The sequence below is a fragment of the Rhizobium croatiense genome (assembly GCF_019793465.1).
GTDB classification, from domain to species: Bacteria; Pseudomonadota; Alphaproteobacteria; order Rhizobiales; family Rhizobiaceae; genus Rhizobium; species Rhizobium croatiense.
The window spans coordinates 13,618-25,395 of the sequence record NZ_JAILYJ010000011.1 but is presented as its reverse complement, the minus strand read 5'-3'; the positions used below and the strand labels follow the sequence as shown (position 1 = coordinate 25,395).

The window sequence follows — 11,778 nt, the reverse complement described above, 5'->3', positions numbered from 1 at the left end:
TCAATGCGCCGTAAAACTGGCAGCATCTGCCCGGCGCCGCTGCAGGCTGCGGATCAGCATCGCGGCCTCCCTGACGATCGCCGCAAATGTCGGGTCGTCGGCCTCGGCGATCCTGCCCGTCATGTCGCGGATGATCGTCGTCAGATGGATGATCGACTGGCGATGTCGCGCCTCTTCCAGCCCGATTTCGGCATCGACCATGGTGAGCAGCGTCTGTACCAACCGCTACATGATTTGCCGGCGCCGGCTTCTCGGATCGGCATCCGGATCTTCGCTGAGGCGCAGGAGATCGTCGACAATGTCGGACATTCCGCTTCCGTTCACATCGCAAAAGCCGGCCGCGTGGAAACGTTGCGCCTTCGATCGCCGGCGCGCGTCTTCAAGGTATCCAGCAGCCGGTAGCCGGTTCGCCAGCGGCCAAAACCGCTGGCGATATTGATGTGGCCGGCAAGGCCGATATTCCTGGTCTCGGCCTTCCACAGGCGGCCGAACAGAGCCAGCCGATCGACCGTCATGTAAACGTCGTTCATGCTGCCGACGACGATGCTCGGAAATGGTAGAGGCGCCGTCGGCATGCCGCCGAACGAGATATGCCCGGGATGCAGAATTTCCGTCGCCGGGAGATCGCAGGGAGCAACGAGCAGTGCCCCTTTCACGCGCCGGGCAGCGCTTCGACCGGCCAGCCGGGCGGCGAGCAGGCATCCGAGACTATGGGCGACCAAGTAGGCCTCACGGGCCTCTTCAAGCGCGCCTTCCAATCGCGGCAGCCAGCTGTCGAGGTCCGGATGATCCCAGTCGTCCTGGGCGACGCGACGGCTACCCGGCTGATCCTGCAGCCAGTGCTCTTGCCAATGCCCCTCTCCAGAGCCGAATAATCCGGGGAGAATGAGGACTTCGCTCATCGGATCAGCCCGATCACCAGCGCGAACAGGAAGGTGAAGGAACTAACGACCGTGCAGATCCCAGCGGCATGCCTGAATTGCGACATAACGCTTCCCGTTGCTCTTCTCGTAGCCTGCCGACGGAGGCCGGTCTCAACGACGATCGCCATCCCGCCACCCCTCTCAATACCAAAGTCCGGGCATTGCACCCCAATAATGGAGCTCGTATTCGCGCGCCGACAGGTCCTCTTCGACGCTGTTGACCAGTGCGTTTGCAGGCTTCCGCGCGTTTCGCCGGAAGCGGGCGATCGCAAACGTCAGCCAGAAATGGAAATCAAACTTCATGCGAACCTCCTGTCAGGAATCGGCAGACTGGGGAATGAACGAATGACGTTGCGCATTGGCAAGAAGATCGCGCAGCGATGCAGTCGGCCCGTAGAGCATCAGCAGGCGGTTCTCCTCGCGCTTGGCCAACCGATATCGGCGAGCGAATTCAAAGACGCTCCAGATTTGCTCGCTTGATCCCTGCGGGCCTGCATCATCCATCGCTGCCTCCTGAGAACGAAGTTCGTGGCGCGCCTTATTCGGCTGCGGCTACCGCCGGTCTTGCCTCTGGAAAGAAGGCCGACAATTCACCGACCACTTCACCGATGCGGTTCGAAAGCGCATCGGATGAGACCGCGTAATCCGCAAAATCACGATCGGACGCATAGACGGCCGTCGGGAGCGTATGGGCCATGAAGAAACCGAACAGCGGCCGAAGCTGATGCTCGACCATCAAGGCGTGCCGGTCACCGCCGCCGGTCGCCGTAATGATGATCGGCTTCGCGCGAAGCTCCTGAGGATCAATCAGATCGATGAGGTGCTTGAAAAGGCCGGGATAGGAGCCCTTGTAAGTCGGCGAACCGATAATCAGCACATCGGCCCTTACGATCTCGTCGACGACACGCCTGGCCTGCTCGTCGAGGTCCTTGCGCCACAAGGCGCGCCCCAGCGACGGACCGAGATCGTGCAGATCATAGGTTTTGCTCGAAAAGCCGTATCTGATGCTGGCGCGTTCGGCGACATGCCGGACAAGAGCCAGTGTCTTCGATGGGCGGTTGAAGCTGCCGGCAATGCCGACGAGTTTGAAACCTGACATGGTTTTTCCTCTCTGTGGTTGCTTCAAATATTGTCTATAAAATTACTGGATAAAAGGAATGTGCGTCTCTCCTTCGCCGTTCGATTGAAAAAACATTCGTCTTGACGTTTACGGTCTGTCACCGCGGAGATGGCGTTCGAGGAAGGGCAGATTATCCTGTCCCCAGTAGAGCTCGCCGTCATAGACATAGCTGGGAAAACCGAAGACGCCGCTGTCGCGCGCATGCACGCGGTCTGCCGACCATTTGTTCTGGACGTCGTCATCGGCTTGGCGCCGGAGAAGCGCTGCGCCATCGAAACCTGCTGCTGTCACGATCGCCTCGCGAACATCAGCCTTGCCGATATCCCTCGCCTCGCTCCAGAAAGCATGCTGCAGGGCCCTGCTAACGCCAATCCAATCCTGCCCGTCGAGATAGGCAGCGATCACAAAGAGAGATGCCGGCGTCGGATCGCTGAGCTCCGGGCGATGTTCGAGCCGCAAGTCCTTGCCGCGCACGCGCGCCCAGCGTTTGAGGTCGCGCGTCCAATAAGCGCGGCGGATCTCCGGGCGGTTGCGCGAGAAGATGCCGCCATTCTCCTCCACCACGGTCGTCAGATAGGGCGTGACGACGACGCCGTTCTTCGCCGCCAGTTCGGTAAAGGCGTCGAAGCCGATGTGGGACCAGGGCGAGCCGATCGAAAAGAAATATTCCACCGATTTGGTCACTGACGAATGTTCCTCCTGAGATGGTTGTTTGATGGCGAATAGGTGCCGTCGTCTGCCGACGGTCCTTCAGGAAGCGGCCCGAATTTCCAGCTGCGCTTTCCATCCGAGCTCCGGGGCGATTCCGCCAAGGGATCATCATCGGAATAGTCGCCGGGGTGAGGAAGCCGATATGGCTGATGGGTATGACTTGCCTTCCGACGATCAATATTTCGGCAGACCGGGCGGATTGGTTTCGGATGCCGGCAGAGCTTCCTCGGAAAGGTGCCAGTGAGCGAGAATCCTGGCATAGGTACCGTCCTTGATCAGACCATTGGTGGCGGTGGTCAGCGCATCGGCGAGCCCGCTTCCCTTGCGGGTGGTGATGGCGACGTCCGATCGATCCGGCCAGCCGGCGCTCAGCGTGCCCACCCGCTTGATGTTCTTGTCGCGCGCCGCGATGAAGACGAGCTGCGCGTGCGGCTGAACGATGACATCGGCCCGCCCGGAACGCATCGCGAGAAGGCTCGCCGCCTCGTCGTCGTAATATTGCAGCTCGATCGGCTTCAGGCCTGCGGCAATATCTTCGTCGCTCCACTTGACCAGGATACGCTCCTGGTTGGTGCCGGCACCGACGATGATTCTCAGGCCTGCCGCGTCCTTCGGCTCCCTGATCGAGGTGATGGGACTATCGGCTTTCACGAAGAAACCGTGCAGACCCCGGCGATAGGTGGAGAAATCGAACTTCTCCTTGCGCTGCTCGGTCACGCCGACATTGGAGATGACGGCATCATATTTGCCCGATGTGAGGCCGAGCGGCCAGTCGATCCAGGCGACCGGCACGATCTCCAGCCTCAGGCCGAGGCTGTCAGCGATGGCATAGGCGTAATCGGGATCGGCGCCGACCACGGTTTTGGCGTCGGTGGCATAGGTCGCAAGCGGCGGGCCGCCGGGGCTGACGGCGATGGTGAATTTACCCGGCGTGACGAACTTGAAATCCTTGGGGATCGCGGCGATCGCCGCATCGTTCCTGGCGGTATGAAGCCTGCCCGACTGCTGCGGGCTCAGGTCAAAATCGTCGGCCGCATGGGCGGCACTGAGGCTCGTCAAGGCTGCCGTCAGCGCCGCGAAGAAAAAGCTGCGGATATCAAGAAAATTCGCCACGTTCGATATGTCTCCGTTTGCAGTGAAAGGCAGGGACGGACCAGCTCGAACGGCCGTCCGCCCCGTAAACATTACGAACCGCTCTTCGGCAGGCCGGGCGGGTTGGTCTGCGCCTTGTCGATCGCCTCGGGACCGAGATTCCAGGTGTCGAGGATCTTCTTATAGGCGCCGCTGGCGATCAGGTCGTTGACGACATCGGTCAAGGGAGCCGCCAGACCGCTGCCCTTGCGTGTGGTGACGGCGATCTCGGCGGTGATCGGCCAGCCGCCGCTGACGGTGCCGACAAGTTTGGTCTTGCCGTTGATTCCCGCAGCATAGGCTTGGGTGGCGTTGACGCTGAAGACGGCGTCGGCCCTGCCGGACTGGACGGCGAGGTCCTTCACCGCATCATCGTCATAATACTGCACCTCGATCGGCTTGAGGCCGGCCGCGACATTCCGCCGGTCCCATTCCAGGAGGATCTTTTCCTGGTTGGTGCCGGCATCGGTGATGACCTTCAGGCCGGCAATATCCTTCGGCTCCTTGATCGATGTGATCGGGTTGTTGGCCCTGACGTAGAAACCGAGCTCATCCTTGCGGTAGGTCGAGAAATCGAACTTTTGCTTGCGCTCTTCCGTCACCGTGACGTTCGAGATCACCGCATCGAACTTGCCGGAGGTGAGCCCCAGCGGCCAATCGGCCCATGCGACGGAAACGAGGTTGAGCTTCAGGCCCAGGCTGTCGGCAATGGCCTGGGCGAGATCGACGTCATAACCGATGACCGTCTTGGAATCGGAGGCATAGTCGTGCAGCGGCAGATTGCCGCTCGAGCTGATGCCGACGGTGAAGACACCGTTCTCGACAAACTTGAAGTCCTTGATTTCAGCGATGCGCTTCTCGCTCTTTTCCACCCGCAGCCGGTTCGGCTGTTCGGGGCTGAGATCGAACTTCTGCTGCGCCTCAGCGGAACCGAAACCGATCGCGCCAATGGTGACGGCTCCCGCTATCAGAAGCCTTGCTCTATCGGTAAATGTCATGCCCTTCTCCACTTCGTCCTTTGGTTGTGATTGTTGTCATTCGACTGGAGCAGCCCGTCGCGGCCCGGCATTTCACCAGCGCTGTTCGGCGCTAGAGAACCTTGGCAAGGAATTCGCGCGTTCGAGGATGCTCCGCTTGCGTGAAGATCCGGGCCGGCGGACCGGCCTCCAGAATGCGGCCACTTTCCATGAAGATGGCGGTATCGGCGACTTCGCGGGCAAAACCGATTTCATGGGTGACGATGACGAGCGTCGTGCCGGTGCGGGCGAGCTCCTTGATGACGTCGAGCACCTCGCCGACGAGTTCCGGATCGAGTGCGGATGTCGGCTCGTCGAAGAGCAGAACCTTGGGACGGAGCGCCAGCGCCCGGGCGATCGCGACGCGCTGCTGCTGGCCGCCGGAGAGCTGACGCGGATAGGCATTGATCTTGTCGCTGAGACCGACACGCGCCAGCAGTTCCTGCGCCAGCTGCACGGCGTCCTCGCGGCCGGCGCCACGGACCTCGATCGGCGCCTCGATGAGGTTTTCGAGCACGGTCAGATGCGGGAAGAGATTGAAGCTCTGGAAGACCATGCCGATATCGGCGCGGCGTTTGAGGATCTCTTTTTCCTTGAGCTCGTAGAGCGTATCGCCCTTCCTGCTGTAGCCGACGAAATCGCCGTCGATGGAGATGAAGCCGTCGTCGACACGCTCCAGGTGATTGATTGACCGCAGCAGCGTCGACTTACCCGAACCGGAGGGGCCGAGAATGGCGGTCACACTGCCGGCCGGCAGGTTGAGCTCGACATCGTCAAGTACCTTCAGCGAGCCGAAGCTTTTCGAGATGCCGTGGATGCGCACCGCACCGCCTGCCCGCAGAGCCGTCGCATCATGGAAACCAAGATTGCGCGCTTTGTCGGTCGCGCTATCGAGAGCCGGCAGCGGGCGGCGGAAGCGCTCCAGAAATGACTGGAAGGGCAGCGGTGTCGGATTGCGCACGGCGCCCTTGGAGAAATAGCGCTCGATATAGTGCTGGGCGACCGACAGCACGGTCATGATGATCAGATACCAGACCGTTGCGACCATCAGCAGCGGAATGACTTCGAGATTGCGGCGGTAGATCACCTGGACGGTGTAGAACAGCTCCGGCAGCGCCAGCACATAGACGACGGACGTGTTCTTCGCCAATCCGATGAGCTCGTTGAAACCGGTCGGCAGGATCGAGCGCATCGCCTGCGGCAGCACGATGCGGAAGGCCTGGCGGCGGCGTGGCAGGCCTAGTGCGGCTGCGGCCTCCAGCTGCCCATGATCCACCGACAGAATGCCGCCGCGGACGATTTCGGCGAAGAAGGCCGACTGGTTGAGTGTGAGGCCGAGGTAGGCAGCGGCAAAGGGCGTCAGCAGCTGTACGGTCGGATAGTCGAACAACACCGTGTCGGTGAATGGGATGCCGATCCTGATCGTTTCATAGAGATAGCCGAGATTGTTCAATATCAGCAGCAGCACGATCATCGGGATCGAGCGCAGCAGCCAGATATAGCCCCAGGAAAGGCCCGATAGCAGCGGCGACCTGGAGACACGGGCAAGCGCCAAGGCTGTTCCGAGGATGGAGCCCGATATGGCGGCAAGCGCGGTCAGGAGCAATGTCCTGCCGAGGCCGACGAGCACCGGCTCGGCGAAGAACCATTCGGCAAAGACGCCCCAACCCCAGCGCGGATTGGTGAAGGTGGAATAGAGCACGGCGACGATGACGACGGCAGCGAATATCGTGCCCGCCAGCCGCTCGGGATGGCGCGCCGGCACGATGCGGTAACGGGAATGATCCTGCCTGAGTTCTGCCGTTCTGCCGCCGGGCTCAATGCCGGCGAAATCCGTCGTCAGTGCCATTCTTGCTTCCCTTTTATGATTGTCGGTCTTTGCCGTTTTCAGAGATTTGCGCCGGCCACATGCAGGCGCGGTTCGGCCGGCTCGGTTGCGAAGATCGGCGGAACGAGATGGGTGATGTCCTTCTCGAAGGGCAGGCTCTTGTAGATCTCGGGGTCGGCTGCCGTGTCGAAGAGAGCGGTGTAACCGTGGTTCAGATAGAGACCGACGGCCTCGGGCTGGCGGAAACCGGTCGTCAGATAGATGCGGGTATAGCCCTGGCGGGCCGCCTGAGCTTCCAGCTCCACCAGTACGCTGCGGGCAAGGCCCTGGCGGCGCAGGTCCGAGCGTGTCCAGATGCGTTTGAACTCGGCCGTGCGATCGTCGTAATGCTTGAAGGCGCCGCCGCCGATGGTTTCGCCATTGCGGATCAGCAGCAGAAAATTGCCGTGAGGCGGCGCGAAAGCTTCGGGGGGATAGCGGTTCAATTCGGCAGCGGCGCCTTCCGCATTGAAATAGGTGCCGTAGCGGCTGTCATATTCGTGGATCAATTCATCGATCAGCGGCTTGGCGCGGGGATCGAGGGGGCTCGTATAGAGAAACGTATCGCTCATATCGTTCGTCACCCGTTGTCATCAGTGAGGAAGGTTTCGGCGAGCCGCACCCAGTAGCGGGCGGCCGGCGCGATGATCGCGTCGTTGAAATCGTAATGGGCGCTGTGGAGAGGCGCGCTGTCGCCATTGCCGACGAAGAGGTAGCTGCCGGGATTGGCTTGCAGCATGAAGGCGAAATCTTCGCTCGCGGTCCGCGGCCGGAAATCCTTCTCGATCGCCGCGAGACCGAGCGCGTCATAGGCGACATCCCGGGCAAACGCGGTTTCCTTGGGATGATTGACCAGCGCCGGAAAACCGAGCCGGTAGTTCACATCCGCCGCCGCGCCGAAGCTCTCGGCCTGGGCGCGGGCAAGGGCTGGAATGCGCTCCTGCAGCAGCCGGCGAACCTCCTCGCTGAAGGCCCGCATGGTGAGCTTCATCTCCACGCTCTCGGGGATGACGTTCGAGGCGGAGCCGGCATGGATCGAGCCGACGGTGGCGACCGCCATGTCCTGCGGATCGACATTGCGCGAGACGACGCTTTGCAGCGCGGTGATGAAGGAGGCGGAAGCCAGTACCGGATCGACGGCGCGGTGCGGCTCGGCGCCGTGGCCGCCCTTGCCGACGATTTTGATCACCGCCTGATCGACCGAGGCCATGGCCGGGCCGGTGACGAAACCGAACTGGCCCGCCGGCACACCCGGCCAGTTGTGCAAACCGAAGACCGCATCGACGGGAAACCGTTCGAACAGGCCTTCGGCGATCATCTTGCGGGCGCCGGCGCCGATTTCCTCGGCGGGCTGGAAGATCAGGCTCAACGTGCCGCTGAAATTGCCGCATTCTGCGAGATAGCGGGCGGCCGCAAGCAGGATCGACGTATGACCGTCATGGCCGCAGGCATGCATGACGCCGGGATTGCTGCTGGCATAGGCAAGTCCGGTCGCCTCCTCGACCGGCAGCGCGTCCATGTCGGCGCGAATGCCGATCCGCTTCTTGCCGTCCCCGCGCCTGAGGGTGGCGACGATGCCGGTGCCGGCAATGCCCGTCGCCACCTCGTAGCCCCAGGAGGAGAGGCGGGATGCCACGAGCTTGCTGGTCCTGAGCTCCTGGAAGGCAAGCTCGGGATATTGGTGCAGATCGTGGCGAAGCGCAATGATCTCGTCGAGATAGGCGGCGATGCCCATTTCGACCGGATCGTTGCTGCGCGGATTCTGAGCGATGACGTCCATGACACTACCGTCAGCACCTCAGGCGCCGACAGCCTTTCCGGGCTCGAGCTGATCGGCACTGGCCGCATACCGGCTTTCCCGGAAGGGCAGCCCCAGATGATCCCGCAGCGTCTCGCCCTTCAGGACCGGATCGAAATAGCCGCGCTCGGTCAGGATCGGCAGAACGTGCTCAGCGAAATCGTCGAAGCCTTCGGCGATGACGGGGAAGCCGAGAATGAAGCCGTCGGCGGCGCCATGATCCACCCAGCGGATGATCTCATCGGCAATATGCTCCGCAGTGCCGATGAAAGCCGTGCGCGGCGTCGCGGAATCGAGCGCGACCTGGCGGAGCGTCAGCCCCTTCTCGCGCGCCGTCCTCTTGATGCGGTCGGTGGTGGCGCGGAAATTGTTCCTGCCGATATCGCCGATGTCAGGGAAAGCCTCATCGAGCGGGTAGGCGCTGAAATCATGATGATCGAAGAAGCGGCCGAGATAGAGGAGCGCCTCCTCGATCGTGACGAGATTGCGGATCGCCTGGTGCTTGACTTCCGCTTCCTCGGACGTCTTGCCGACGATCGGGCCGATGCCGGGATAGATGCCGACTTCCGCCGCGGGGCGTCCCTGAGCAATGACACTGTCCTTGAGCTGCCGATAGAAGCCTCGAGCCTCTTCGAACGGTCCGCCATTCGTGAAGACAGCATCGGCATGTTTGCCGGCGAGCCTGATGCCGGAATCCGAAGCGCCCGCCTGGAAGACGACGGGCTGGCCCTGCTTCGAGCGGCCGATATTGAGCGGCCCTTCGATACGGAAGAAGCGGCCCTTGTGGTTGAGGCGATGCATCTTCGCCTTGTCGACAAAGACGCCGGTCTTGCGATTGCGCACGAAAGCATCGTCGTCCCAGGAATCCCAGAGACCCTTGATCGCGTCGATATAGTCCTCAGCGATCTCGTAGCGCAGCTCGTGCTCGGGATGTTCACGGCTGTAATTTCTGCCAGAACCCTCGAGCGGCGAGGTCACCGCATTCCACCCTGCCCTGCCGCCGCTGATGAGATCAATCGAGGCGAACTGGCGGGCGATGGTGAAGGGGTCGCTGTAGGAAGTCGAGACCGTGCCGACGAGGCCGATCTTCGAAGTGGAGGCTGCCAGCGCCGAGAGAATGGCGATCGGTTCGAACCGGTTGAGGAAATGCGGGATCGACTGCTCGTTGATATAAAGCCCGTCGGCGACGAAGGCGAAAGCGATGCCGGCCGCCTCCGCCTTGCGCGCCGTCGTCACGAAGAACTCGAAATTGACGCTGGCATCGGCCGGTCCGCTTGGATGCTTCCAGGCATTCATGTGACCGCCGGGACCCTGCAGCATGATGCCGAACGTGACGTGTTTCTGAGCCATGGGATCGATCCTCCTTGGAAAGGTCAGGCGACGAGGGAAAGCCGCTCGGCGGCGAGCAGCTCGATGGAGGCCAGGCGTTCAGCGGTTGAAAGCGCCGGCGTGTCGAGCACGAATTCCTTGACGCCGTAGCGGCGATGGAGCTCGTCCAATTCCTTGCGGATCTGCTGCGCCGTGCCGTGCAGCACGCTCGGCACCTTCTCCTCGATGCGGTAATCGGTGACGCCGGCCTGGCGGGCAAACTCGGCCGCCTGCTCCGCGCTGCCGACATTGACGGTCTGGCCGTCCGGTAGGAACAGCTTGACGATGCGCAGCTTGCCGATGCGCTCGCGGGCATAATCCTCGCTTTCGGCCGCAAAGGCTGCGAGCGCCAGGATGGGACGCTTGCCGCCGGATGCCCGCTCATAGGCCTCGAAGGTTCTGCGCAGATTGTCAGGATCGCCATTCAGGTGACCGGCAAAGACCAGTTCCCAGCCCTTCTCGGCCGCCAGTTCGGCGCTTTCGACGCTGGCGCCGAGCAGGAAACGATCGGCCGCCGTCGGCGGGAAAGGGGTCGCCTGCGCACCGTCGTAATTCGGATCAGCGGCGAGATAGGTATTGAGATCGGAAAGCTGGCTTGCAAAATCCGGCTTTCTCGCCGGATCGACGGCAAGCTGCAGGGCGCGCGTTGCGAGCGGAAAACCGCCCGGTGCCTTGCCGACACCGAGATCGACGCGGCCCGGCGCAAGCGATGCCAGAAGATTGAAGGTCTCGGCAACCTTATAAGCGCTGTAATGCTGCAGCATGACGCCGCCGGAGCCGATACGGATCCTCGAGGTCCTGGCGAGGAGGTAGGCGATCAGCGCCTCCGGCGCCGAGCTCGCCAGATTGGGCATATTGTGATGCTCGGCGACCCAGAAACGATGATATCCGAGTTCCTCGGCTCTGGCGGCAATCTTGACCGTCGCCCGCAACGCGTCCGCGGCGGTCAAACCTTGTTCGATCGGGCTTTTATCGAGAAGACTGAGAAGATAGGTCATGGCATCATGATCCGATCGCCGGTTGCAAATCTTAATCTATAAAATCAGTAGACAAACTTCATTATAAGAAATGACTTTCTCTTTCTGCGAGGGACCGTGAAAAAAAGCGGCCGCGCCTGAAATGAAAATCCGAGGTTCGGGCCGGACCGCCGTCCCTTCAAAAGGCTTCTTTCAATCGACCATTTAATGATCTATATTCTGGTCAAAAGGGAGCACCCGCATGAAGTTGTCAGAACAGGTCAAGCCGATCAGCTACCTCAAGGCGCATGCGCCCGAGATTATCCGGACACTGAAGGACAATCCGCAGCCAGTCGTGATTACCCTTCACGGCGAGGCGAAGGCTATTCTGCAGGACGTCGGCCAATACGAAGAAACGCAAGAGACTCTGGCGCTCCTGAAGGTGCTGGCGCTCACCAACCGGCAAGTCGAGGAAGGTAAGCTGCGACCTGCTGCCGACACCTTCGCGCGCATCCGCAAGCGTCTGTCAGACGAACAGTCCTGATGCCCTATCGTGTTCTTTTCGCCGAGGAAGCCGAACGCGACATCGAGGATCTCTATCGTTTCATCGCCGGCCGCGACGGCACCGCGACGGCTGAGCGTGTCCTGACCGAAATCGAGAGTGCCTGCGCCGATCTATTTCCTGTGCGAGGAAATATTCCGAAAGAGCTCACCGCTATCGGCCTCACCGAATATCGGGAACAGCACCATAAGCCCTGGCGCATGATCTATCGAATCATCGACACCGATGTCGTCGTCTACTGTGTCGTAGACGGGCGCCGCGACATGCAGGCTTTCCTGGAGCGAAGGCTGATCCGCTGACACTCGGCAAATCGAGCTGCAGCGGTC

General features: G+C 61.5%; 14 protein-coding genes and 1 pseudogene. 2 read left to right on the top strand and 13 right to left on the bottom strand.

What is annotated here, in order from left to right; genetic code table 11:
- From K6M89_RS18390 to K6M89_RS18330, 13 genes and pseudogenes are all read right to left on the bottom strand, one after another.
- Nucleotides 1-309, bottom strand: a pseudogene (locus K6M89_RS18390) (hypothetical protein).
- An 11-nt stretch (nucleotides 310-320) separates the two neighbouring features.
- On the bottom strand, nucleotides 321-902 hold the full coding sequence (locus tag K6M89_RS18385; protein ID WP_222140430.1) for an RBBP9/YdeN family alpha/beta hydrolase: 582 nt from the start codon (nucleotides 900-902) through the stop codon (nucleotides 321-323).
- A 162-nt stretch (nucleotides 903-1,064) separates the two neighbouring features.
- Nucleotides 1,065-1,226: a hypothetical protein gene (locus K6M89_RS18380; protein ID WP_222140429.1), complete on the bottom strand. Its 162-nt coding sequence runs from the start codon at nucleotides 1,224-1,226 to the stop codon at nucleotides 1,065-1,067.
- 12 nt (nucleotides 1,227-1,238) lie between these two features.
- Nucleotides 1,239-1,427 (bottom strand): hypothetical protein, encoded by a 189-nt coding sequence (locus tag K6M89_RS18375; protein ID WP_222140428.1) that lies wholly within the window; start codon nucleotides 1,425-1,427, stop codon nucleotides 1,239-1,241.
- Between the two features lie 34 nt (nucleotides 1,428-1,461).
- The gene (gene msuE, locus K6M89_RS18370; protein ID WP_064831891.1) at nucleotides 1,462-2,022 is read right to left on the bottom strand and encodes an FMN reductase; all 561 of its coding nucleotides are present in this window, start codon (nucleotides 2,020-2,022) and stop codon (nucleotides 1,462-1,464) included.
- Between the two features lie 108 nt (nucleotides 2,023-2,130).
- Entirely contained in the window at nucleotides 2,131-2,727 is a 597-nt protein-coding gene (locus K6M89_RS18365; RefSeq protein ID WP_097580788.1) for a 2-hydroxychromene-2-carboxylate isomerase, read from the bottom strand.
- A gap of 201 nt (nucleotides 2,728-2,928) precedes the next feature.
- Nucleotides 2,929-3,867: an ABC transporter substrate-binding protein gene (locus K6M89_RS18360; protein ID WP_222140427.1), complete on the bottom strand. Its 939-nt coding sequence runs from the start codon at nucleotides 3,865-3,867 to the stop codon at nucleotides 2,929-2,931.
- 71 nt (nucleotides 3,868-3,938) lie between these two features.
- Nucleotides 3,939-4,883 (bottom strand): ABC transporter substrate-binding protein, encoded by a 945-nt coding sequence (locus tag K6M89_RS18355; protein WP_222140426.1) that lies wholly within the window; start codon nucleotides 4,881-4,883, stop codon nucleotides 3,939-3,941.
- A gap of 91 nt (nucleotides 4,884-4,974) precedes the next feature.
- Entirely contained in the window at nucleotides 4,975-6,750 is a 1,776-nt protein-coding gene (locus K6M89_RS31500; protein WP_222140425.1) for an amino acid ABC transporter permease/ATP-binding protein, read from the bottom strand.
- Between the two features lie 38 nt (nucleotides 6,751-6,788).
- Nucleotides 6,789-7,352: a GNAT family N-acetyltransferase gene (locus tag K6M89_RS18345; RefSeq protein ID WP_222140424.1), complete on the bottom strand. Its 564-nt coding sequence runs from the start codon at nucleotides 7,350-7,352 to the stop codon at nucleotides 6,789-6,791.
- Nucleotides 7,349-8,548, bottom strand: coding sequence for a M20 aminoacylase family protein (locus tag K6M89_RS18340; RefSeq protein ID WP_222140423.1), 1,200 nt, complete (start codon nucleotides 8,546-8,548; stop codon nucleotides 7,349-7,351). Before K6M89_RS18340 ends, K6M89_RS18345 begins: the two co-directional genes overlap by 4 nt.
- 18 nt (nucleotides 8,549-8,566) lie before the next feature.
- Nucleotides 8,567-9,916, bottom strand: a complete 1,350-nt coding sequence (locus tag K6M89_RS18335) for an LLM class flavin-dependent oxidoreductase (protein ID WP_222140422.1) — start codon at nucleotides 9,914-9,916, stop codon at nucleotides 8,567-8,569.
- 23 nt (nucleotides 9,917-9,939) lie between these two features.
- Complete coding sequence (locus K6M89_RS18330) at nucleotides 9,940-10,932, bottom strand: LLM class flavin-dependent oxidoreductase (protein ID WP_222140421.1); 993 nt, start codon at nucleotides 10,930-10,932, stop codon at nucleotides 9,940-9,942.
- A 220-nt stretch (nucleotides 10,933-11,152) separates the two neighbouring features.
- On the opposite strand from K6M89_RS18330, the gene K6M89_RS18325 reads away from it, so the two are divergent.
- Nucleotides 11,153-11,434, top strand: a complete 282-nt coding sequence (locus K6M89_RS18325; RefSeq protein WP_222140420.1) for a type II toxin-antitoxin system Phd/YefM family antitoxin — start codon at nucleotides 11,153-11,155, stop codon at nucleotides 11,432-11,434.
- Nucleotides 11,434-11,751, top strand: a complete 318-nt coding sequence (locus K6M89_RS18320; RefSeq protein ID WP_222140419.1) for a type II toxin-antitoxin system RelE/ParE family toxin — start codon at nucleotides 11,434-11,436, stop codon at nucleotides 11,749-11,751. Before K6M89_RS18325 ends, K6M89_RS18320 begins: the two co-directional genes overlap by 1 nt.
- The last annotated feature ends 27 nt before the right edge of the window (nucleotides 11,752-11,778 follow it).